General features: G+C 38.9%; 23 protein-coding genes. 2 read left to right on the top strand and 21 right to left on the bottom strand.

Annotation, left to right across the window (positions count from 1 at the left end; genetic code table 11):
* Positions 1-7: 7 nt before the first annotated feature.
* A complete protein-coding gene (ilvA, locus tag AB2Q86_RS10560; protein WP_014589103.1) occupies positions 8-1,276 on the top strand; it encodes a threonine ammonia-lyase in 1,269 nt (422 codons plus the stop codon).
* A gap of 192 nt (positions 1,277-1,468) precedes the next feature.
* Positions 1,469-2,188: an acetolactate decarboxylase gene (budA, locus tag AB2Q86_RS10565; RefSeq protein ID WP_003723157.1), complete on the top strand. Its 720-nt coding sequence runs from the start codon at positions 1,469-1,471 to the stop codon at positions 2,186-2,188.
* A gap of 36 nt (positions 2,189-2,224) precedes the next feature.
* Here budA and AB2Q86_RS10570 read toward each other — a convergent pair whose 3' ends face one another.
* From AB2Q86_RS10570 to AB2Q86_RS10670, 21 genes are all read right to left on the bottom strand, one after another.
* Complete coding sequence (locus AB2Q86_RS10570) at positions 2,225-3,526, bottom strand: pyrimidine-nucleoside phosphorylase (protein WP_012581031.1); 1,302 nt, start codon at positions 3,524-3,526, stop codon at positions 2,225-2,227.
* 130 nt (positions 3,527-3,656) lie between these two features.
* Positions 3,657-4,667, bottom strand: coding sequence for a substrate-binding domain-containing protein (locus AB2Q86_RS10575; RefSeq protein WP_012581030.1), 1,011 nt, complete (start codon positions 4,665-4,667; stop codon positions 3,657-3,659).
* 79 nt (positions 4,668-4,746) lie between these two features.
* Positions 4,747-5,418: a deoxyribose-phosphate aldolase gene (gene deoC / locus AB2Q86_RS10580; protein ID WP_012581029.1), complete on the bottom strand. Its 672-nt coding sequence runs from the start codon at positions 5,416-5,418 to the stop codon at positions 4,747-4,749.
* 62 nt (positions 5,419-5,480) lie between these two features.
* Positions 5,481-6,428 carry a sugar-binding transcriptional regulator gene (locus AB2Q86_RS10585; RefSeq protein WP_012581028.1) on the bottom strand — a complete coding sequence of 316 codons (948 nt, stop codon included), beginning with the start codon at positions 6,426-6,428 and terminating at the stop codon, positions 5,481-5,483.
* Between the two features lie 96 nt (positions 6,429-6,524).
* Entirely contained in the window at positions 6,525-6,941 is a 417-nt protein-coding gene (locus tag AB2Q86_RS10590) for a PTS sugar transporter subunit IIA (protein WP_012581027.1), read from the bottom strand.
* A gap of 16 nt (positions 6,942-6,957) precedes the next feature.
* Positions 6,958-7,953, bottom strand: coding sequence for an SIS domain-containing protein (locus AB2Q86_RS10595; RefSeq protein WP_003728802.1), 996 nt, complete (start codon positions 7,951-7,953; stop codon positions 6,958-6,960).
* 22 nt (positions 7,954-7,975) lie between these two features.
* Entirely contained in the window at positions 7,976-9,040 is a 1,065-nt protein-coding gene (locus tag AB2Q86_RS10600) for an SIS domain-containing protein (RefSeq protein ID WP_012581026.1), read from the bottom strand.
* A 12-nt stretch (positions 9,041-9,052) separates the two neighbouring features.
* A complete protein-coding gene (locus AB2Q86_RS10605; protein ID WP_003723163.1) occupies positions 9,053-9,874 on the bottom strand; it encodes a PTS system mannose/fructose/sorbose family transporter subunit IID in 822 nt (273 codons plus the stop codon).
* Entirely contained in the window at positions 9,855-10,673 is an 819-nt protein-coding gene (locus tag AB2Q86_RS10610; RefSeq protein ID WP_003723164.1) for a PTS mannose/fructose/sorbose/N-acetylgalactosamine transporter subunit IIC, read from the bottom strand. The genes AB2Q86_RS10605 and AB2Q86_RS10610 overlap by 20 nt, the downstream gene beginning before the upstream one ends.
* Before the next feature lie 22 nt (positions 10,674-10,695).
* On the bottom strand, positions 10,696-11,163 hold the full coding sequence (locus tag AB2Q86_RS10615; protein WP_012581025.1) for a PTS sugar transporter subunit IIB: 468 nt from the start codon (positions 11,161-11,163) through the stop codon (positions 10,696-10,698).
* Positions 11,164-11,182: 19 nt separating this feature from the next.
* Positions 11,183-11,884 carry a GntR family transcriptional regulator gene (locus AB2Q86_RS10620; RefSeq protein WP_012581024.1) on the bottom strand — a complete coding sequence of 234 codons (702 nt, stop codon included), beginning with the start codon at positions 11,882-11,884 and terminating at the stop codon, positions 11,183-11,185.
* A gap of 1 nt (position 11,885) precedes the next feature.
* Positions 11,886-12,617 carry a GntR family transcriptional regulator gene (locus AB2Q86_RS10625; protein ID WP_012581023.1) on the bottom strand — a complete coding sequence of 244 codons (732 nt, stop codon included), beginning with the start codon at positions 12,615-12,617 and terminating at the stop codon, positions 11,886-11,888.
* Positions 12,618-12,789: 172 nt separating this feature from the next.
* Entirely contained in the window at positions 12,790-13,785 is a 996-nt protein-coding gene (locus AB2Q86_RS10630; RefSeq protein WP_012581022.1) for an aldo/keto reductase, read from the bottom strand.
* A 116-nt stretch (positions 13,786-13,901) separates the two neighbouring features.
* On the bottom strand, positions 13,902-15,599 hold the full coding sequence (gene alsS, locus AB2Q86_RS10635) for an acetolactate synthase AlsS (protein WP_012581021.1): 1,698 nt from the start codon (positions 15,597-15,599) through the stop codon (positions 13,902-13,904).
* A 197-nt stretch (positions 15,600-15,796) separates the two neighbouring features.
* Positions 15,797-17,254: an ABC transporter substrate-binding protein gene (locus AB2Q86_RS10640; RefSeq protein WP_012581020.1), complete on the bottom strand. Its 1,458-nt coding sequence runs from the start codon at positions 17,252-17,254 to the stop codon at positions 15,797-15,799.
* Positions 17,255-17,273: 19 nt separating this feature from the next.
* Positions 17,274-18,245 carry a carbohydrate ABC transporter permease gene (locus tag AB2Q86_RS10645; protein ID WP_003739388.1) on the bottom strand — a complete coding sequence of 324 codons (972 nt, stop codon included), beginning with the start codon at positions 18,243-18,245 and terminating at the stop codon, positions 17,274-17,276.
* 18 nt (positions 18,246-18,263) lie between these two features.
* Positions 18,264-19,193 (bottom strand): sugar ABC transporter permease, encoded by a 930-nt coding sequence (locus AB2Q86_RS10650; protein WP_012581019.1) that lies wholly within the window; start codon positions 19,191-19,193, stop codon positions 18,264-18,266.
* Between the two features lie 112 nt (positions 19,194-19,305).
* Positions 19,306-20,790: a response regulator transcription factor gene (locus tag AB2Q86_RS10655; RefSeq protein ID WP_012581018.1), complete on the bottom strand. Its 1,485-nt coding sequence runs from the start codon at positions 20,788-20,790 to the stop codon at positions 19,306-19,308.
* The gene (locus AB2Q86_RS10660) at positions 20,790-22,523 is read right to left on the bottom strand and encodes a sensor histidine kinase (RefSeq protein WP_012581017.1); all 1,734 of its coding nucleotides are present in this window, start codon (positions 22,521-22,523) and stop codon (positions 20,790-20,792) included. The genes AB2Q86_RS10655 and AB2Q86_RS10660 overlap by 1 nt, the downstream gene beginning before the upstream one ends.
* Before the next feature lie 62 nt (positions 22,524-22,585).
* Positions 22,586-23,197 carry a YesL family protein gene (locus AB2Q86_RS10665; RefSeq protein ID WP_012581016.1) on the bottom strand — a complete coding sequence of 204 codons (612 nt, stop codon included), beginning with the start codon at positions 23,195-23,197 and terminating at the stop codon, positions 22,586-22,588.
* 60 nt (positions 23,198-23,257) lie between these two features.
* Positions 23,258-24,562: a glycoside hydrolase family 125 protein gene (locus AB2Q86_RS10670; RefSeq protein ID WP_012581015.1), complete on the bottom strand. Its 1,305-nt coding sequence runs from the start codon at positions 24,560-24,562 to the stop codon at positions 23,258-23,260.

Here is a 24,562-nt window from a genome sequence, read left to right on the forward strand (position 1 = left end):
GAGGATGATGGAATTAATTGACTTATTAGTAACAGAAGAAGATGTCGAAAAGGCCTATGAAGTCTTAAAATCGGTCGTCAAACATACGCCACTAGAATATGATTTTTATCTTTCGGAAAAATATCATTGCAATGTCTATCTAAAACGCGAAGATTTGCAAAGAGTACGTTCTTTTAAATTACGTGGTGCTTTTTATGCTATTTCTAGATTATCAGCGGAACAATTGGCAAAAGGAGTGGTGTGCGCAAGTGCTGGAAATCATGCGCAAGGAGTTGCTTATACGTGCAAACGAATGACCGTCCCAGCGACGATTTTTATGCCAACAACTACCCCGCAACAAAAAGTATCACAAGTAAAATTTTTTGGTGGTAGTAATGTCGAAGTGGTTTTAGTTGGCGATACGTTTGATGCTTCTGCAACTGCCGCGAAAGAATTTGCTGCATCGCATGGCCAAACTTTCATCCCTCCGTTTGATGATCCTGATATTATCGCTGGCCAAGGCTCTCTTGCTGTGGAGATGGTGAAAGATTTAAATAAAGCACATGAGCAAGCAGATTATGTTTTTGCAGGAATCGGTGGTGGTGGCTTAATTAGCGGTGTTGCAACGTATCTCAAAGCAAAGAGCCCGATTACAAAAATCATCGGGGTAGAACCAGATGGCGCGCCTTCGATGACAGCAGCTTTAAAACAAAATCAAGTCGTAACACTAGATAAAATCGATAAATTTGTCGATGGCGCTGCGGTAAAAGAAGTTGGTAGCTTAACGTTCCAACATGCGAAAGTGTTAGTTGATGAAGTGACAACCATATCTGAGGGAGCTGTTTGTTCTACGATTTTGGATATGTATACGAAGCAAGCGATTGTTGCAGAACCAGCTGGAGCACTTTCCGTTGCTGCACTTGAAACCTACCGCGAGGAAATTAAAGACAAGACGGTTGTTTGTATTGTAAGTGGCGGAAACAACGATATTAACCGGATGCAAGAAATTGAAGAGCGTTCCCTGCTACATGAAGGTTTAAAGCATTATTTTATCGTCAACTTCTCACAACGTCCTGGTGCTTTGAAAGAATTTGTTAACGATGTGCTCGGTCCACATGACGATATCACTAAATTCGAATATACGAAAAAAGTGAATCGTGGTAATGGACCAGTTATTATCGGTGTTTTATTGCAAGATAAAAATGATTATGAAGGATTACTTGACCGGGTTGCTGCTTTTGACCCGAGCTATATTCCAATTAATGATAATCAAACCCTATACACATTACTTGTTTAAAAAGAGTTCTCGCATGATGCGGGAACCCTTTTTATATTACAGTTTACTCATCTGTTATAGTAACAGTTTATTTTGGAATTCGGTTTAAAATCTTTTGTTTACGGATATAAAGTAGTATAATGAACATATAGAAATTAAACTGTATTATTTAAAATCAACTTTTCATATATAACAATTCAAGGAGTGGCAAAGATGGACGCAGTTAGAAAAAATCGATTATTTCAACATTCTACAATGGCAGCACTTGTTGGTGGGCTTTTCAGCGGAACAACGAGTTTCAAAGAATTATTACAACATGGTGACCTCGGTATAGGAACACTTGACCAATTTGATGGTGAATTAATTATTTTAGACGGAGAAGCTTTTCAAATACGATCAGACGGGCAAGCTTATAAAGTAAAACCAGAAGATACGACACCTTATGCGAGCACCACTTTTTTTGATGCCGATACTTCTTTTTCTGTTTCCGAACCGACATCAAAACAAGCCGTGGAAGAAAAAATCGCAGAATTAGTACAAGGACCGAACGTTTTTTATGCAGTAAAAATGACCGGGAATTTCCGTTATGTGGATACACGCGTTGTACCAAAACAACAAAGACCTTATCCGCCACTCATTGAAGCGGTAAAAGAACAACCAACGTATCATTTTGAATATATTACGGGTACGATTGTTGGTTTTTGGACACCTGCTTATATTAGTGGTATTGGCGTTTCTGGTTATCATGTGCATTTTATTGATGATATGCGTAAAATCGGCGGTCATGTATTTGATTATGAAATGCTGGAAGGTACCGTAGAAGTTGCGCAACAAACGGAATTTGAACTACAATTACCTCAAACGACGGAATTCTTAAGAAGTGATTTAAGTACGCCGGATATGTTGGAACAGATTGAAGCCGCGGAAAATTAAAAAAGAAAGCTCCCAATTTAATTTGGGAGCTTTTGTTTATTCTGTAATAACTTTATGAACAAGGGTTGGTGCTGTTGCGTAGTCGGAAATTTGAATGTTTTCGTAGATTTTTGCTTTTACGCTTTCGACATCTTCTTGGTCGGCGAAAATCGTTACGAGTGATTCGCCTTCCTTAACAGCATCTCCCACTTTTTTGCGTAGCATTAAACCTACTGCTAGATTGATTTCGTCTTCTTTCGTTGCGCGACCGGCGCCTAGGATCATTGCAGCGATACCAATTTCATCGGCAACGATTTGACTTACGAAGCCAGATGATTTAGCGGGTACTTCGATTTGGTATTTTGCTTGCGGAAGTTTTTCTGGGTGATCAACAATGCTTGCATCGCCACCTTGATTGGAAAGGAAAGTTTTGAATTTCTCAAGTGCTGCACCGTTTTCGATTACTTCGATTAGTTTAGCGCGGGCTTCGTCGAGTGTTTCCGCTTGTTTAGCAAGTACGACCATTTGGCTACCAAGCACAAGAACTAATTCTGTTAAATCTTCTGGTCCTTGGCCTTTTAATGTATCGATGGCTTCTTTTACTTCTAAAGCATTTCCGATTGCTTCGCCAAGTGGTTGGGACATATCAGAAATGACTGCCATTGTATTTCTACCAACATTATTACCGATGCGAACCATTGCATGTGCTAGGTTTTCGGCGTCCTCGTCGGTTTTCATAAATGCACCGGCACCTGTTTTTACATCAAGTACGATTGCATCTGCGCCTGCTGCAATTTTTTTACTCATAATAGAGCTTGCAATTAGTGGTATTGAGTTCACGGTTCCTGTTACATCACGAAGCGCGTACATTTTTTTATCTGCTGGTGTAAGGTTACCTGATTGACCAATAACTGCTACTTTGTCGCGGTTTACTAGGTCAATGAAATCTTTTTTATCCAGTTCAATGTGGAAGCCTTCGATAGATTCTAGTTTATCAATTGTGCCACCTGTGTGACCTAATCCGCGTCCAGACATTTTTGCAACCGGTACGCCAACTGCTGCTACAAGTGGAGCAAGAACAAGTGTCGTCGTATCGCCAACACCGCCAGTACTATGTTTGTCGACTTTGATTCCTTCAATTGCAGATAGGTCAATCGTGTCGCCAGAACCAACCATTGCCATTGTTAAATCTGCGCGTTCTTGGTCGTTCATATCTTGAAAAAAGATTGCCATGGCTAGAGCGCTTGCTTGATAATCTGGAATTTCCCCATTTGTATACCCATCAATGAAAAACTGAATTTCTTCTGTTGATAAAGCTTTTCCGTCCCTTTTCTTGGAAATAATATCCACCATTCTCATTTCTCTTCACCCTTTCTTTTTGTCCACTTTAGCATTTTATGTATCTTTATTGAGAACGGTTACACTTTTTAAGTAAACCGTTTTACTAAACAAGAACATGTGCTTAACATGCTCACTATATCGTACTCGCTCACTTGTTGTCAATATTTTTCGTACTACTACGTTTGATTAGAGAAATATCAAGCAAACGATTCTCTAATTTCTCGGTTGGATTTTGAAGATTTTTCAGTAAAAGTTCGGCAGCGATTTCGCCGATGCCATAGATAGGTTGGCGAATGGTTGTAAGTGGCGGTGTCATATATTCGGAAAGTTCAATGTCGTCAAACCCGATGACGCTAAGATCATTAGGAATGCTCAGGTTTTTCTCGAGTGCCGCTCGGTAGGTTCCCATCGCCATTAAATCATTGGTTGCAAAAATAGCACTCAGATTTTCTTGGAGTAGTTTTTGCGTTGCAACATAACCACCATTCATCGTCTGGTCCCCGCTCACAATCCAAGCTTCTTTTACTGGGAGTTTATAATCTTTCATGCACGCCAAGTAACCCTCGTAACGCTCATGTACGTTATAAAAAGAAGTATCCGAAATAATGATTCCGATGCGCGTATGGCCTAGTTCGATTAAATGCTCGGTCGCCATATAACCGCCTTTGAAATCATCAATCGCGATATTCCCTTCTTGCCTTGGATTCCGCTGACGATCGAGTAAAATATACGGAGAACGCTTCTCTTCCATGCGTTTGATAACACCTGAAAGCAGAATATTAGGGCTGGCGATAATTAAGCCATCGACAGCCCGGTGCAATAATTCTTCTACATATAAATCTTCACGTTCTTTATCATTAGAAGAGTTACAGAGCATAATCATGTAGCCTTCTTTATTTAAGTAATCTTCGGCCCCTTTCACCATTTGCGAGAAAAAAGGATCGGTTACTTCCGGGACAATCATTCCGATGGTGTTTGTGTGACTAACAATCATATTTTTGGCGAAAAAGTTTGGTTTGTAGGACATCTCTTTTGCTGTTTTCAGGACTTTTTCACGAGTTACCTCGCTAAATCGTTCCCCTTTACCATTCAAAATTTGAGAAATCGTCGTAATTGAAACGCCTGTCTTTTCTGCTATTTCGCGGATGGTTGCAGCCATTTAAACTCCCCCAGTCAGATTATCTATTCTCCTTATTTTGCCACATTTAAGAATAATAATAAAGGGGTTTCATGCAAAATTAGTAATTATCTGGTTTGGCTGGTTTTTCGCCGGAAACAATTGCGACACCTGCACTCGCGCCAATACGAGTTGCGCCTGCTTCGATCATTTTTTCTACGTCTTCTTTTGTACGAACTCCACCAGATGCTTTTACGCCGATGTTTGGTCCAACTGTTTTGCGCATTAAGGCGATATCTTCGGCAGTTGCGCCACCTGTGGAGAATCCAGTGGATGTTTTAACGAAGTCTGTTCCCGCTTTTACAGCAATTTCACATGCGCGAACTTTTTCTTCGTCTGTTAATAGGCAAGTTTCGATAATTACTTTTACTAATGCTTTTCCTTTGGCAGCATCGACTACAGCGCGAATATCACGTTCTACTAGTTCGTCGTCTTTGTCTTTTAGTGCACCAATATTAATAACCATGTCCACTTCTTTTGCACCGTTTTGGATAGCGTCTTTTACTTCAAATGCTTTTACTTCAGGGGTATTCGCTCCTAGTGGGAAACCGATAACAGTACATACTACGGATTCTGCTCCAGCAAGTTGTTCAGCGGAAAGTTTTACCCAAGTTGGATTCACGCATACGGAAGCAAAACCGTATTCTCTCGCTTCTTTTGTTAGTGCTAAAATTTGTTCTTTTGTAGTGTCTGGTTTTAATGCAGTATGGTCGATCATTTTGGCAATTGTCATTTTAAAAACTCCTTTAAAATTGGATTTGGTTTCATCATATCGCACTACAGAACATTTGTAAACTAATTGATGAAATTTTGTTCAAGTAGTTGTTTTGCGGTAAATTGGTCGGTAATAAAATGGTTGGCATAACCGCCTCGAAGTGCACCATGAATCGCTTTTATTTTTCGTTCACCACCTGCGACAAGAATGGCTGTTTCTTTTTGTTTTAAATCTTGTAAGTCGATGCCAATGGTTCGTTCGTCCATTTTCTCGTCAGCGATTTCGCCGTCAATTGTGAAAAATCGCGAACAAATATCGCCGACTGCTTTTTCTTTTAAGCGAGCCTTTTCTTGATTGGAAAAATAGCCTAGGCGGAAAAGCAAGGCTTCATCACGCACGGTTCCTACTGTAAAAATAGCGATATTGGCTTTTTTACCGAGTTCGATGATATTTTTTATATGGCGGTCCGCTTCTACCATTTGTTTAGCGAGTGGGTTATCAAGGACTACAGGAAGCGGAAGTGATACTGGCGCGGTGTCATAAGCTGCACCGAATAACGCTAATGTTTCGGCCGCATACGTATTGACATCAGAATGACTCACACCACCTTTAAGTTGGACGACTTTTATTTCTGCTTTTAGCGGGGCTAGTTTTTGGGCGATTTTGTACATCGTTGTTCCCCAACTTACGCCAAGAATATCGCCATCATGGATAATTTCTTCTAAATATTCAGCGGCACTTTGGCTGATTTGCTTGGTGATTTCGCTATAATCATTTGTTTGACTGAACGCAACGGTGACATTTTTAAGTTGGTATTTTTCTTTTAAAGCCACGGCCAGTTCTGTTAGGTTAGAAAATGGATCTTGGACTTCGATTTTGACGTATCCTTTTGTTTTCGCGTTTTGGAGCAACCTGGAAACGGTCGGTCTGGATACACCTAGGCGCGTGGCGATTTCTTGCTGACCGAGATCCGCCTGATAATAAAGTCTCGCAACCTCTACACTGAGCTGTTCTTTTTGTTTATCCATTTCATCCCTCCATCGTTTTCTTTTTAGTATAACGTAACAGCGGGGATAGTTCGAGAGAGAAGATAAAAAAAGACAGCCGCGGCTGTCTTTTTCCTATTAAAAATCTTCTTCTATTTCCTCAAGTGGCGCGGCATATTCATAAATCCCTAACCGCCCAGTTTCGGCAACTTGATTCGCAAGTTCTTTTAAGGATAGCGTTTCACGGCTGATGAATGCTTCTAATAAAAGCGGAATATTCACGCCTGCGACAAGTTCTACTGCATCAAAATTCCCAAGCAAGCGAACGAGTACATTAAACGGAGTCCCACCTTTTAAATCGGTTAGAAATAAAATCCCTTCTGTTAGATCGAGTTTAGCTACTTCACTGGCAATTTTTGCCTGTAAATTTTCCGCGGATTCATTCACTTCAAAAGGAACAAAACTTGTATTTTCTTGTTTACCGCAAATCATTTCCGCAGATTGAATGAGTTCTTTTGCGGCATTTCCATGGGTACAAACAAAAATTGCTTTCATTTTTCAAACCGCCTTTTTAATAGTCTAACTGACGATAATATCTTCTGATTTCCATTGGATGACAGTTAATTTTTTCCACATGTACGTCAATGCGATTATTTACCGCGTGGATAATAAATGGTGATAACGCTCCTCTGAATTTGGCGGAAATACCCGGCATATCGTAATCTTTTGCATCAATGACTGTATAATTGGCACAGATTTGCGGAATGAAATTAACTACTCGCTCGCTTAAAGAACGCTGGCTATCTTCTGTCACATAAATAGTAACCGGCGTATCGCGTTCTACAATTTCAAACATGCCATGGAAAAACTCGTGAGATTCAATTGATTTTGTTTTAATCCAGTGTTGCTCTTCCCAATAACACATTGCGTAAGAATAGGTCGCGCCCCACTGGTTCCCAGCACCAACGAAATAATGAATGTCGTCTTGATGATGTTTTAGCGCAAATTCTTGACCAAATTTATCCGCCGCTTTTTCTACTTCGACAATCCCTTTAGCAAAATGTTGATCCATTTCTTGATAGAACGCATCGTAATCTTCAAATTCGCCAGCTAAATACATAAAACGATCTGCTACCATGAAGAATTTTAATTGTTCATTTAACGGATAGGAGATTAAATGATCTACTAAAGTCGCAAGTTCTGCTTCTGCTTTATCAATAAATCCAAATACAGTTGCGCCAATTTCATTACATTTTTTCACAGCATCTACCACTTCTTGCGTACTTCCAGTTACCGATGAAATGACTACAAGGGTATCTTTAGTAACACGTTTATTGCCTGTCGTTAGAAACACAGCTGCATTTTCATAAAAAGTTTCTAATGCTGTTTTTTCTTTCATATGCACCACTGCTTGCATGGCAGACGCGTATGTACCGCCAATTCCTAACCAACAAATATTACTAAAGCCGCGGCCATGTATTTGGTCAACTACTTCATTAATTTGCGGGCGTAATTTAAGCGCCCCTTCCATGTTTTCTCTCACTTTTTGTTCATCAAATTTTAGCACTATTCATTCCTACTTTCTTTGGTTAAATTTTGGATTTCGTTATTTGGTCAAATTCTGGAAAAGCGGATACTTCTAAATTAATTCCTTTTTTCTTGGAAATTTCAAAGGATAATAAATGAACCGGGATAGTCATAAACAGCGGCGTCAGAAGTTCTGCTGCCCGCACACCGAGTAATAAATCATCTGTCTTTTCCCCGCCTGCATCCGCATAAAATGTTCGGATTTTCTTTACATGGCCTTGTAAAAATTGTTTTAATTTTTCTGCGCGGTCTTCTAGTAAGCCTTGAGGTTCAAGGAAGATAATATAGTCTTGCTCGGATAAACCTATATAAGGTCCGTGCATATATTCTTCTAACTCCTTACCAAAAGCTGTAATCCGGATGGTTTCTGTTACTTTTGTTTCTCCTTCACGCGCTACACCATAAGCGGCGCCGTATCCTATGAAGAAAACTCGTTCCGCTTCCATCAATTCCTGTGTATGCGCATCTACCCAAGCTGCTGATTTCTCTACTACTTTTGGCAAATGACTGGTGATTTTCTTCAACTCCGCGATTTCTGACTGATAAGCCGCTTCCGATATTTTTTCTTGTAAAAGGGCTAGCTCAAGCGCCATTAAATTCAACATGAGAATGGTTGCGCTATAGCCAAGCGTGACATATGGCATCTCTTCTATGCCCATTCCGAGATCAATTGCCCGCGTACTTTCTTTAGCAATCGGGCTTGTTAAGTCGCTCGTTAAAGTGAAAACAATGCCACCTTGACGTTCAATTTCTTTTACGAGATGAATAGTGGAATAACTGTGCCCACCTTGTGATATAGCGATATATAAGGTGTTTTTGTTTAAGTGAAGCATGTAATTTCCTGCAGTAGACGGTTCTTCCACATATACGGGAATAGCGAGTTTATCTGACATATATAACTGCGCTGCGAATGCCGCATTAGAACTAGAACCTGTTGCAAAAATAACGATTGCTTGATAGTCCACTTTCTCCATTTGAATGACCTTTTGTAAAAGTTCTTTTCGACTTCGGATGATATTTTCATAAACGCTTTGTTCCGACCGGATATAATAATCCATGTTTTTCATTTTTTCACCTACTTATTTTAATAGACCTGTGAACGCTCCTAAAATCCCAATTCCTGCGATTAATAACAGAATCCAATGTGCTTTTAGTCCTTTTTTATCTAACCAGAAAATAAAGAAGGTGAAGCCAAGTGCTAGGATTCCTGGGACGATACCGTCAAAAACACTTTGAATCGTTACTGCATCATCACCAGAGCCAAATTTCATTGGCATATTAATATTCACCATCGTGGCGACCATTGCACCAACTACAGCCAGCCCGATAACCGAAGCACCATAAGAGAGTTTATCCATTAATCCAGTTTTTTGAATTTTTTCGATAAAATTAGCTCCGATATTGTAGCCAATAAATAATCCATAATAACGAGTCAGAATAGCTGGAATATTGAAAATAAGAAGGAACAAAATCGGCCCTAACATATTTCCTTGAAGCGCTAAGGAAGTTCCAATACCTGTAGCGATAACGCGTAAAGTTCCCCAGAAGAACGAATCTCCAATCCCACTCAGCGGTCCCATTAACGCTACTTTTATATTGTTGATGGAGTCTGTGTCAAAGTCTTTATCTTTCGCAGATTGTTCCTCCATCGCAATCGAAATCCCGAGCGGAAAAGTGGAAAGCCACGGTGTTACGTTATAAAATTCTAAATGCCTTTGATAAGAAGAAATTCGTTTATCTTTATCATTTTTAAAAATTTTGTTTAAGGCTGGTAGCATGGAAAATCCATAACCGAGATTGGATTGTCGTTCGTAGTTCCATGACCATTCCATCGTGAACGAGCGCCAGAAAACTTTCATTAAGTCTTTTTTTGTTAATACGTCAGAACTCTTCATCTTCATAATTTATACCTCCATCATTCGCAAGTGCTGGCTCTGTATTCGTATTCTTCGGACCATTGTCATTTTTAAGCGTTGCATAACCAGTTAAAATTAGCGCTAAACATGCAGCGAAAATCGCTACGCCTGTTACAGGAACTTTTAAATAAACAGCTAATGCGAAGCCAAATACGAAAAATACGGCATTCTTTTTGTTCACCATTAATTTTAGAAGTAAAGCAAAACCATATGCTGGCAGTAAACCTGTCGCAATTCCAAGTCCTGTTATAACGAAAGCCGGGATGGCATCAAGTACGTTTTGGATGACTGGGCTTCCGACTAGATAGGACGTTGCGACAATAATACCAATTGGTAAGTTGATCGATAAAAATCCACCGAGCAGTTGCATTCGACTGATTCCTCGCGAATTACCCTCGAGTGCGTATTTATCCGCTTTATGCACAAAGTAAGGTAATACGAAAATGAAGCATAGATTTTTAACGACAAGTACAAGGGAAGCAATCGGAATTCCAAGTGCTAATGCTACCGCTGTACTCTCGCCAGTCGAAATCGCAAAGGCTGTTCCTAGTATACTTCCTGAAATAATTTCTGGAGGAATAGATGCTCCGATAGAAAAAGATCCTACAAAAGCTAATTCCAAAGTTGCTCCCATAATAATCCCCATTTGTACATCACCCATGATAAGTCCGGCGAGTGTACATGTTACCAGTGGTCTTGATAGCATCGATGAACCAAATAAATACTCTCCATTTGCAAGCATTGCTGCAAGTGCAAGCAAAATCGCTGTTCCAAACTGTTCCATAATTTATCCCTTCTTTCGTCTTTTATGCTTCAAAGGTTACTTTTTTCTCGTTAGGCACTTGTTGCATAAATACATCTACCTTTTCTTTTTGAAGTTCTTTTAACTTCGCTACTTCTTCAGGTGTTAAATTGATTGCTTTGGAAAAATTGGCTGTTCCTTCTCTTTGCTTTGTTCCGCCTAGATTTAACATCGGGATTTTACCATTCGTGCCATGGATTAATTTGTAAGCGTCTTCAACCGATTCAACAACAATAAGCATGTTGTATTTGTCGGTGACGCCGGAATTAATTGCTTCGATGCTTTCATCGATACTTTTCATGACTAGTTTTGCCGCCTCGGGTTTAGCGAGACGTATTGCCGACTTACGGAAATCGTCCGCCGCTACCCCATCATTTGCCACTAAAATTGTATTTACATCTAAAGCATTAAACCAAGATACAGCTACTTGTCCATGTAGTAAACGATGGTCTACTCTTAGAAATTGAATCATTTTTTCTTCCTCCTTCGTATTAGTTAAAATCAACTACATATTTGGTCGACTCAGCATCTTCATAATGATATTGGATGGCAATTGGCATCTCGTTTTCTGCATAAAAGACACTACTCAATTTGAAAACAGGATCATTTTCGTCTACATGCATATTTTTGATTTGCTCATTCCCAGCTAAAATAAGTTGAAGTTCCTGCTCAAGCTCAAATAATTTATATTTACCTGAATTAACAAGCTCAATAATATTAATAATTTGAAAATCCTTTGCTTGTAAATCAGGGTATAAACTTAGTGGTAAAATTAAGCGATCTAGTGTGACACCATGCTCACTTTTTTGGACAAACTTGATAGAATACACAAGTTCATTCTCTTTTATACCAAACTTCTCTGCGTAAAATTTCCCAGCTTTACGGATGTAAAAGTCTTTAATGTCTTTTTTCAGATTTTCATTGGTATCGGTTTTCATAACACCTGTCATTTCTAAAATGTTCTGAGCTGTTAGTTTTGGTTGGACGTATAGCCCAACACCGTTTTTACGAACAACTAAACCTTCTTCGACTAATAAATCTACCGCGCGGCGAATCGTTGTCCGACTACTAGAAAAAATTTCTTGCAAGGCTGTTTCGTTCGGCATTAGCATTCCCGGCTTATATTCATCGCGATTAATACTATCTTTTATTTCTGAAGCTATTACTTCAAAAAGTGGCTTTTTAGCTCCCATTTCACTCATCCTCCAAGTAATCAAAGATGTTTTTCGCATTGATTTTGTATTTAATTTGATTACCAATTAGATATTGTTTACTGTACTCAAAAGGTTCATCATTTTGATCAAATGCTTTACTCACTACTTCAAAAAGTGGCGTGTGTAGTGGTACCTTTAACGCTTCTGCTAGCTTTTCATTCGCTGATACATAGCGCAATTCTTCGCGCCCGTAGGTAGGTTTAATAGCAAACTGCTTTTCTAACACATTGTATAGCGAGGAATTATTTAAATCGATTTTCTCAATACCAGCAAATCTCGCGCTATCAATAAAAGATATTTCATAAGAAAACGGCTTATTATCAACTATTCTTCGACGAACTAATTTAAACACCGGCTTATCTTCGCTTAAGTTTAAAAAGTGATTCACCTCGTCTTTGCCAGCTACTATTTCTTGTGACATTACTTCTACTTTTTGTTCTCCCGGCAATTGGCTGCTCATGGAATTCATTTGCAAAATATTGATTGTTTGCTTTTGATTGATTTCGATTCCTTTTCGGTTTCTTTTTTGGATGACCGCTTCTTTTTCAAGGGTATCAAGTGACCGTCTGAGTGTAGTTCTACTGACACCTAGTTCGTTTTCAAGCGCACGTTCTGATGGGAAACTTGTTTCTCCGGCTGCTACTTTTTCTTGGATAAGCTGTCTTAGTTGTTCTTCACTTTGCACTGCTGGCGACAAGTCTTTATATTCCATATTTCCACCTCTTTTTTCAAATCATCTATCTATTTCACTTTTTAAAAAGATACAGCTTTAAACATTTTTAATACCACTTTATTGTAAACGGTTGCATTTTGTTTGTCAATAGTCTTTTTACATAAAAAAAAGCATGAGTCAGATTTTTCCATCCAACTCATGCTCCATTTGATTATTTAGTTGTAGGTAGCGCTCCAACTACTGGGTGCGGAATATATAATTCTTCTAGATAGTTAACCTCCGCTGCCGTTAATTGAATATTTAGCGCCTCTACCGCGCTTTCCAGATGACTTTCTTTTTGCGCACCGATGATCGGCGAAGTGATTTCATCTTTATTTAATAGCCACGCTAAAGCAATTTTATCTCGAGATACTTGGTGTGTTTCCGCAAGTTCAGCCACACGTTCAATAATACCTCTATCTGCATTCATCATGTCATCGTATTTGGATTTTTGAACTGGATCCGTTTCGGAACGATTGGTTGTTTCATTCAAATCTCGCGTTAATCGTCCTGATGCTAGCGGGCTGTATGGTGTAATCGCAATTTTTTCATCGCGACAAAACGGAATCATTTCTCGCTCTTCTTCCCGGTAAATCATATTATAATGATTTTGCATGGAAACGAATTTTGTCCAACCATTTCTCTCTGCGACGCGTTGTGCTTTTTGGAACTGCCAAGCATACATCGCACTCGCTCCAATGTAACGCGCTTTCCCGGACTTAACGACATCGTGTAAAGCTTCCATCGTTTCTTCAATCGGCGTATTTTCATCAAAACGGTGAATGATATATAAATCCACATAATCTGTTTCTAAGCGTTTTAAACTATGGTCGATTTCACTCAAAATGGTTTTCCTGGATAAGCCACCACTATTCGGGCGATCCGGGCGCATTGTTTGTTGCACCTTGGTCGCTAAAACAACATCATCGCGGTTAGCATAGTCTTTTAGTGCACGTCCAACGATTTTTTCACTCTCACCATAAGAATAAATATTCGCAGTATCAAAGAAATTTATGCCTAAATCGAGTGCTTTTTTTATGATAGGGCGACTGTTCGCTTCGTCCAAAACCCATTTATGAATCCATTTGTCTTTATCACCGAACCCCATTGTTCCTAAACAGATTTTTGAAACATCCAAGCCAGTGTTGCCAAATTTAACATATTCCATTCAAAACCCTCCTAGTTAATTTCTAGTACTATTACAGCATAAACCTTGAAGCCCACTCCAAGTCAACCTTTAACTATAAAAAAATCTCCCGGGAAATCCGAGAGATTTTTAACGTTTTAATAAAATTGGTCAGGTAGTAAAGTTTCGCCGAGTTTGATGTTATCACGGTAATCAATTGGAATATCTACAACGACGGGACCTTCTGTTTCAAGCGCTTCTTTTAATACATCAGAAAGTTCTGCTGGATTTGTTACGCGAAGACCTTTTGCTCCGAAACTTTCTGCAAATTTTACGATATCAACATTGCCAAAACGAACAGCTGCTTCTTTGCCGTATTTCATTTTTTGTTGGAAAGCAACCATGTCATAGCTTCCGTCATTCCATACAAGGTGCACAAGTGGCGCACGCAAGCGGACAGCTGTTTCTAATTCCATTGCGGAAAATAGGAAGCCACCGTCACCAGAAATCGAAACCACTTTTTCACCCGGATGTACGAGTGTTGCAGCAATTCCCCAAGGAAGCGCGACACCGAGCGTTTGCATACCGTTGCTGAAAAGCAGACGGCGTGGTTCATAAGAGCGGAAATGACGCGCCATCCAAATATAATGTGAACCAACATCGACCGTCACAGTTACGTTGTCATCAATTGCCGAACGTAGCGTTTGAATGACCGACAAGGGATGTACCCGGTTAGTTTCATCACTTTCTGGCGGAACATCTCGTTCTTCTAATTGGGCGTGAAGTTCTTTTAATGTTTCTAGTTCTTTATCCGCTAATTCCAAACCGCTAAATTTCGCATTTACACGGTCTAAAGTAAGCGCGATGTTTCCAACTAGCTCTGTCACCGGTTGATAATAATGATCGATATCAGCTCGAATGTCGTCTAAATGCACAATCGTTCTATCGCCAGAGGCATTCCAAGCTTTTGGATCGTATTCAATCGGATCATAGCCAACCGTAATAACTAAATCCGCTTTATTCAATAAAATATCTCCTGGTTGGTTGCGGAATAGACCAACACGTCCAAAGAAGTTATCTTCTAAATCGCGTGAAATGACACCAGCTGCTTGGAAAGTTTCTACTACTGGGATGCTTGTTTTTTGGAGTAAGCGACGAATCGCGCCAGTTACTTCCGGGCTAGATGCTCGCATACCTAATAGCAATACCGGTAATTTCGCTTTTTTCAAACGGGCAACGAGTTTCGCAACTTGTTCTTTGGAAGCAGGACCATTTTCTGGTTTAGCAAGTGGGCGAATCGCTTTTACTGGTACGTTTGGTTCATTCACGATATCTTGTGGCAAACTGACAAAAGCAGCGCCTTGGTTTGGTTCTGCTGCCGAGCGAAAAGCGTTAGTGATTGCTTCTGGAATACTTTCAGCGTGAACTACTTCTTCGCTATATTTTGTAATTGGACGAAAAAGTGCTGCATTATCCATTGATTGGTGGGTTCTTTTTAGGCGGTCTTGTCTAGTTACGTTTCCAGCAATCGCAACGACTGGATCTCCTTCAGCAGTTGCTGTTACAAGTCCAGTGGCAAGGTTTGATGCGCCGGGGCCACTAGTTACAAGTACAACACCAGGTTTCCCAGTTAGACGACCGATAGCAGCAGCCATAAACGCCGCATTTTGTTCATGACGACTGACAATTAATTCTGGTCCGCGTTCTTCCATCACATCGAAAACTTTATCAATTTTCGCTCCCGGAATCCCGAATACATGCGTAACACCTTGATTAATTAAGCTGTCTACAACTAAATCTGCTCCTGATTTCCCTTGTGTTATTACTTTTTCTTGGTCTTTTTCTAGTTTCGCCATCGTTATCATCCTTTTGTTATATAAATTATTAAAATTTCAATAGTACAGTTTTCAAAAATTCTTCATTTACAAGAATTATTATACTACTTAAAAGAATTATTGCAAGGTTCTTGACTCAAAAACTGTTATATAATTATATGAAAACTGTTATATATAAAAAAAGAAAAGACTTAGATAAACTAAGTCTTTTCTCGCATTTAATCTTGTGAAGCACGGTATTCATCGTATTGTTTTTGCATTTCTTTCATTACTTTTTTCATACCTGCATCATTTAATTTCGCTTTGAATTTTTCTGTATATTCAACAGGATCCACTGTTCCTGTAAGAAGCGCCGGTGCAAATTCATTACACACATTGGTAATCGAAGCTATTTCAGTTCGAACTTTAGAGGAGTCAAAATAGAAACCTAAGCCCGGTGATGCAACTGATTTTTTATTGAATTCTTTAAATTGATCCCATTTATCCGCTGGCTCATCTTCATATAATTTTAGAATGAAGTGATTTCCAAGCGCATACGTTGGCATGCTGTAACGTTCCACACGTGCTGGTAGATCTTGAATTTTACCGTCATCTAACTCTTTATAATGGGTTCCTTCAATTCCTTTGTCGACTAAATTACGTAAATATTCATCCGTGTTTAGTAAATCAAGGAATTTCACTGCTTCTTCAGGGTGTTGGCTCGTAACAGAAACAGCTTGAATCGCACCAGTTACAGAGTTATTTTTGATGATAGGAGTTTCAGCAATTGGCTGTGTGACTACTTTATATTTGCCGCCTGTATTTTTATCCCAAATATTTTCTGCATATGGTTGGTATTTTTCAATCCGCACAAACCAGTTTTCTTTATCGTATGACCATGGATCTGTGGAGGTTGCGATATCTTTTGTGACATATCCTTTTTGGTAAAAGCTATGAAGCGATTTTAGGATATCTAATGTTTCGGGTTGCTCATAGAAGTTAACGATTTTGCCAGTGTCTTCATATTGATTTACTGCAAAAGGAAGAGGTACTGCATTATCAATCAAATAATCATATGGGAATGCTGGCTTAAAGTCTTTGTTCCCGCCGATTGGTGTGATACTTGGTTCGTTTTCTTTAATTGTTTTTAACATTGGTTCTAAATCGCTAAAGTTTTTTACTTTCGTTACGTCCATTTTATATTTATCGACAAGATTTTTGTTAAAAACGTATACTTGTTGCTCGCCGACTTCTTTGTTGGAAGGAACACCGTAAATGTTTCCGTCAATGGTTGCACCTTCCCAAAGTACATCATTTAACTCGGCTTTCATTTTCTTGCCTTCTTTATCTAGATATTTATTTAATGGCAAAAATGCGCCTTTTTGTGAGTAAGAAACGAATTCTCCCGCTGCAGAGTAAGCAATATCAAAGTTTTCACCTGAGTTAATAACGGTTTGCATCCGTTTGCCGTAGTCGCCCCAGTCGATTTGAGTCATCTCTACTTTGACGCCAATTTTTTCTTCCGTATATTTATTTACTTCTTTCATAACTTCTTCCGTGTCTTTTTGTGGCGTTCCAATCATGTACCATTTCAGTGTCGGAACTTCATTTGCATCTGCCTTCTCATCGCTTCCGCATGCGCTTAAACCTAGTAGCAAGCAGAGTGATGCGATGATTACTCCCCATTTCTTCTTCATTAAATTCCCTCCATCTTTTTTATTCTTTTACGCCGCCAATTGTGAGTCCACTAATAAAGTATTTTTGGAAAAACGGATAGGTGATTGCGATTGGTAATGTCGAAATAACAACCATCGCCATTTTTGCACCGTCTTGTGGTATGGACTTAAACGCGCCGGCAGTATAAGCAATTTCAGAGTTTTGCCGCATGAATTCTAAGTTGTTTTCAATTTTCATAAGTAGCGATTGTAGTGGTACTAAATTCGGATTATCAATATAAAGTGACGCTTGGAACCAGTCATTCCAGTATCCGAGTGTCGAGAAGAGTGCAATTGTGGCAAGTCCCGGTAAGGACAACGGAACGACCATTTGTAAAAAGATCCGTAGTTCCCCAGCACCTTCAATTCGGGCCGCCTCAAGTATTGGTTCTGGAATAGACCGTAAAAAGAACGTGCGCATAATCATAATGTAAAAAGCATTCATTGCTAGTGGTAAAATCATCGCCCAAATGCTATTTCGTAAGTGCAAAAATTGCGTCATCACGATATATGCAGGCACCATCCCGCCACTAAATAACATGGTAAAAAAGGCAATAAATGTAAATTGACGACGATACTTAAATTGTGGTCTTGATATCGCGTAAGAGTAAAGAGCAATCATTGCAACACTACATACCGTACCAATAACCGTAACTAAAATGGTAATACCGTATGATTGTAATAGTTGTCCTTTCATCTTCCATAAGTACTCATACGCTTCCATGCTCCACTCTTTCGGTATTAGTTGAAAGCCGTTTGCCGCCAGAGATGATTCACTAGAAAAAGAAATAACAATAATGTACAAAAATGGAAAAATACAAATGAGCGCTAGGAAAGCGAGCATAATATTCATCGCTACGTTCATCTTTTTCCCAAAACCAATAATGTCTTTAGCTGGTTTATCTTTTGCCGGTTTTTCCATTTCACCCCGGACTTGTTCTATTTCACTCACTGCTTCAAGCTGTTCTGCCAAAGCACCTCGCCTCCTTTTCTAAAATAAGCCATATTCTGGATTTATTTTTTTCACGATGTAGTTTGTGAGTAACACTAGAATAAAGCCAACGATGGACTGATAGAAGCCAGCTGCCGCACTCATACTCATATCTCCAAGTGACGTTAAACCTCGGTATACATATGTATCAATAACATCCGTCACTGGATAAAGCGGGCCTGAATTTCGCGGTAGTTGATAAAACAAACCAAAATCAGAGTTAAAAATCTTCCCGACATTCAAAATCGTTAAAATAACCATCAGTGGCGTTAATGCCGGAATTGTTACATGCCTAATTTGTTGCCATTTGCCAGCACCATCAATCATAGCCGCCTCGTAGTAGGTCCGGTCAATTCCGGCAATCGCTGCAAGGTAGACAATACTTCCATAACCTAGGCCTTTCCAAACATTCATCATGATAAGGATAAACGGCCAGTATTTCGGATCGTTATACCAGGAAATCGGGTCCTGTCCGAATGCAAGTAAAATATTATTCATCAGCCCACTGTCTTCGCTCAAAAAGCTGAACAAGAAATAGCTGACAACTACCCATGATAAAAAATGGGGGAAAAGCATTCCCGTTTGATAAATTTTTGCTCCTCGCTTATTTAGTAAGCTGTTGAAAATAATAGCAAGTGCTACACCAAGAAACAGCCCAACAATAATAAATACTAAATTATAAAGAACGGTGTTTCGGGTAATAATAAAAGCGTCGTTTGTTTGGAATAGGAATTTAAAATTTTCAAGTCCCACCCAGTCGCTACTCATAATACTGGATAAAAATCCTTTCCCATCAATCTTGTAATCTTTGAATGCAATCACTGTACCAAACATTGGTAAGTATGAGAAAACCAGGAACCAAAGGAGGCCTGGAAGTACCATTAAAAGCCAAATTCGATTAGCTCGAATTTGTGATAAAACTTTTTTCAATCCATTCACCCCTCTTTTTTGTAAGTGCTTTCAACATCTTTAGTTTATCGTTTTTACGAGGGGTTAAATAGTTGCGGATGTTTAGATTTATAGACAAATATTAGAAATAATTTTATTGATGGATTTTTCGGTAACGATTTGGTGTTTCGCCTGTGTGCTTTTTGAACTGTCGATAAAAATAAGCCATATCGGTATAACCAGATTTCCCTGCGATGATAGTTAAGTTATCTTTTGTTTGAAGCAATTCTTCTTTTGCATAGTTCACCCGGTAGCGATTTAGATAATCCGTAAAGTGTTCGCCCATTTCTTTCTGAAAAAGTTGACCGAGATAAACAGCATTAATATGAAAGTCGTTACCGAGCGTTTTTAAAGACATTCCTTCTGCGAAATGTTCCGTGATATAGGAAAGCACATTTTGAATAATGGGGCTTTTTGATTCATCTGTTTGTTTTTTGCGATTATAGTAACGAATAGCGTAGGCTAGCGTCGCCTCTTCCAATCCCTCAATACTCGTTTCTTCGGCAATTCTCCCCATGGATTCGCTTAACTCTTTCGGATCCGATTCCGCCATCATCACAAGCAGCTCATTCAAAATATGGAGCATTTGATGTGGGTCGCTTTCCAATTTATGGTCATTCCATTCTTTAAAAAAGTGCTGGATCCACGCTTTAATTTCTTTTTCGTTATTCATCACTAAGAGCTTCGCAAGTTGATGTTGCTTTCTTTTCGGACGCCAAGTATGTTTGGTACGTTTTTGATAGGCAATTAGGCTTCCAGGCTCTTGAACAAGTCGTTCCGGAAGCAACCTAGTAAGTTGGCGAAAGGCTTGCGGGTACATCATTTCACCTTGCACTTTTTCACTGATAAATAGGTAAAAAGCTTCATTCGAAAGGCGTTTTTTCACATCTTGGTGAATCGCTAAAATTTGTTCGGATATCGAGGTTGGTTCGGTTATTCCTATAATTATTTCATTTTCTGGCGTAAGTAGCATAAATGGAAAGTCCTTCCGATATTGTTCAGAAAGATTTTTCCATTCAGTCAGATTGATTTCTTTTGTTGGTTGAATTTGAATGAGAACAGCATTTTCCTTTGAATTTAAAATCATATCGTATAATGCCAGGCGCTCTTCCCACTCTTCTTTGTTAATTCGTAAATTTAGCCAACGCCAAATCGTATTGTCCCGTAAGATGTAATACGCTTCTTCCTTTGGTATCACACTGTCTGTCATTTGTTTTTTCTCTATTTGTATAAACGTTTCTTTTAATTCTTGTTCATTTAAAGGTTTTAGTAAATAATTTTCGATTCCCGCTGAAAGTCCGCGTTTCACATAATGAAAATCTTCAAATCCGGAAAGAACAATCGTTTTAGTTGCGGGTTGTCGTTTTTTCCATTCATCAATTAATTCTAGTCCGTTCATTACAGGCATCTCTATATCGGTCAAAAGGACATCTACTTGTTGATTAGCAAATAAATCTAAGGCTACTGCGCCATTTTTGGCTGTCCCGATAATTTCAATCGATTGCTCAAATTCTGGAATAATACTTTCTAAACCTTTGAGAATAAGGGGTTCGTCGTCTACTAGTACAATTTTTAGCATTACTTTTCTCCTCCCGTATTTTGAGGCACTTGAAACATAATAACAGTACCTTCATTTGCTTTACTTTTAATTGTTAATTGATAAGTTTCTCCATATAAAAGTTGCAATCGTTTGTTTAAATTAGCTAGACCGATGTGGCTCGTCTCATCTTTACTTTCAATTGTTGCTTGCACTTCTTTTAATTTCTCTGCATCGATTCCCGAACCATTGTCTTCAATTCTAAATTGTAAATTTTCATTTTCTGCAGTGACCGTAATTACGACTATTGGATTTTGATTTTCTTTATAAGCATATTTGAAAAAGTTTTCAATAAGCGGCTGCAGAGCAAACCGTGGAATCTGTGTATGATTGAAACGTTTTTCAATATTGATTTCTAGCTTAATTGGCTGTTCGTGGCGCATTTCCATAAAGCGGACATATTGTTTCACGTAATTGATTTCTTCACCTAAAGTGGTGATTTCACGGTGATTAGCTGTGTAGCGCAGTAGTGTTGCAAGTTGATAAATCATATCACTTGTCGCTTTGGCTCCTTCTACGCGCGCATTCATCCTAATTGCTTCTAGTGAATTATAAAGAAAATGAGGCTGCATTTGACCCTGGAGTGCCTTGAGCCGCGCTTTTTGTTCTTCCATTTCTAGGCTATAGACCTTCTTCACATAGGCATCGAGGTTTTCTGTCATATGGTTAAACCGCTCACTAATCATCGTCAATTCATCCCCGTTATTATCAACCGGAAGCTTTGCATCAAGCGTCCCATTTTCCACCCGATTCATCCCACCAATAATGGTTAAAATCCGTTTAGAATAACGTCTACTAATAACAAAATTAATACTGATAGAAAAAATAACTAATAACAGTCCAATTCCAAATAAAGTAAGTTCGATAAGCGGCGCACTATCATCTGTTACTCGATATAAAAAGGTATTGTTTTTCAAGCCATTTGTTTCGTCTTCTGTTTTTTGAAAGTATACTTTTTTGTTGTCAGCTTGAAGCCATCCTTGTTTTTCAGGCGTTTGGATTTGTTTCTTTGGGTGGTTGGAATATACCTCGACTCCTTTTGTGTTTTGTATTTGAAAAGTCGAGTTTTGATAATCTTTCGTAATCCATTTGCTTAGAAACGTTGGATCAATGTATAAAAGTAAATAACCCATTTGTTTTAATGTACCTGGATCATTAATCGGCTGTTTCACGACTATTTTATTTTCGATTGTATAAAATGTTCCTTGCTTTGATGCTTCGGTGGCGATATTTGCCTCCCCATATGTATCAACCGTTTCTTTCCATTCCCGGTAACGGCTCGGAAATGTATAAGAGTAACTACCATCATCCGAAATGAGCTGCAGCGCGATAATATCCTCATCATACGAAAAATAAGACTGTAAATACGTTTGCATATCTACAGAATAAAAATTTTTACTTTTAAAATAGTTATCGATATTTTGCTCTGTATAACTACCGTAATCGTTTGTCATCGCGATTTGAACATCTTGCATCAAATCGCTATTACGATAAATATCTTGTGTTAAACTAATTAACGCCTTTTGCTTCTCCGAAAGTGCGTCCAGCTGCTTACTCGCAATGGTTTCTGCTTTTTGGAGGTTGGCATCTAGTTGAATATTTGTATAGTACTTATATATGAAAAAAAGTAACAAGCTCACCGTAAAAAGACTTGTCAAAGAAAAAATTAGTAACATTCTTTTGAAAACGCGCTTACGTGGCAATTCCTGTGTCATATTCCTTTACTACCCCCTCTTCTTTTCTGATTATTGCATACTATCTGCAATAATGTAAGGGGTTACTTTGGTTCCATTTGCTTGAAGCGGTGTAAGTTGATTTTCATTATCCAATAACTTGGCAAAACGCCAGAAATGAATAAAAGAAAAGCGGGCATTTTCGAGATTAACCATGCGCAAAAAACAAGTCCAACCACAATCATAAAGGTATTTTTAAAACTAGTAATCGCGAGCAAGAATGCTTGCCCGACATAAGCACGCGCATTTTTCATTTGAAAGTGAACAAATACCGTGAAATACTGTAAAAAGGCAATACCCACAAGAAAAAGCAAAAACATTAAGAAAAAGTATAAAATCGTCGACCAAAAACCTTGCATTAATTCAAAAACAATCCGCAAATCCGCATACAGGAAAATCCCTATCAGCGCAAAAATTGCACCCGCTAAATTAGCCGAAACAAACACCTGTTTATAAGTTTGCCAAGCAGATTTCCAAACTGGCACATCTAAATCGCCTCGCGCCCATTTTCTCGTTATCGTAAATAAAGCAACCGTTGCCGGCATAAAGCCAAGCACAATCCCGCCGATCAACACAAGGAAAAGCCATACTAAATTTGTCCAGACGAGCCGGATAATCCAGTCGCTAATAACTGAAAATTTATCAATAAGTTTCATTCTTTTTCTCTCCTTTGATAGTAAGAGAAAGCCTGAGTTTTCGCCCAGACTTTTCTTTTTTTATTTACTTAATGGGCTGCCTTTTACGTACACACCGCACATGCTTAAAACAAATTCACTAAACATTGCATTCGACCAAGCAAACCAGTCGCGCGTGAATTCAGCTGGATTCGAGGCGTTGACACCTTCGTGCATATAATCCGTTCCGCCATCTCCGGCAATCAGCATCTCTAAAATGGCTTGTTTTTCCGCTTCTGTTTCTGCCGTTAATCCTTCGATGCTAAGCGCAATCGGCCATACATAATGATCAGGTGTATGTGGACTACCAATTCCTGTAAGTACACTACCTTCGACAAAATAAGGATTTTCTCGGCTTAAAATTAGTTTTCTAGTCGCTTGGTATGCAGGATCATTTTTCTTACAAAAACCTAAGTACGGTGCAGCGAGCAAGCTTGGCACGTTAGCATCATCCATAAATAATTTACGCCCCGTTCCGTCAACTTCATACGCGTAAACATCGCCGTAATAGGGATGCGCTTGTTTCGCATAGGTTTCAATCCCTGCAGCAACTTCTTTTCGTAAATCTGCGCTATCTTTCAGCAATTCTTTATCATCCGGGTAAAACGCCGCTATTATTTCTTGGACGTAATCCATCACCACAACTAAAAACATATTACTCGGCACAAGATAGCCATACATACACGCGTCGTCACTCGGTCTAAAGCCACTCCAAGACATACCAGTATAGCTTACATCTGTTCCTTTTCCGTTATTATTTAAGGTATCTGATTGACGTACATTTTCTCGTTCGAAACGATACGGACTTTGCTCTGTATGTTTTTGTTCGATTTTAAAAACTTCGATGATTTGATGCAATGCTTTTCTAAATTCTTCGGTAAAATGACCTGTACGGCTGGTGCTTTTCCATAATAGATACGCTAATTGAATCGGATAGCAAAGTGAATCAATTTCATATTTTCGTTCCCAAACCAGGTCGGTCATTGCTGTTTTGTCGTTTTGAAATCCCGCACCATTCGCCGATTTATTAAAAGCATTCGCGTATGGGTCATGCAAAATACATTTAGTTTGTAACTTTACGAGGTTTTCAATAACAGTCGCCATTTCTTCGTCTTCTTCCGCCACAATTAAATATGGTCTAATTTGGCTTGTAGAATCGCGTAACCACATCGCTGGAATGTCTCCTGTAATAACAAATGGAAGCCCCTCTTCTGTTTCTTGTAAGGTAGTTGTATACGTATTCGTAAAACATTTTTCAAACATGCGGTGAAGTTTTTTGTTTTCTGGAAAAGTCGTTTTCACTTTCTCTATCCATTTGCTAAAGCTTGCTGGTACTTTGTTTGTCAT

The sequence above is a fragment of the Listeria monocytogenes genome (assembly GCF_041765605.1).
Taxonomy (GTDB): domain Bacteria; phylum Bacillota; class Bacilli; order Lactobacillales; family Listeriaceae; genus Listeria; species Listeria monocytogenes_D.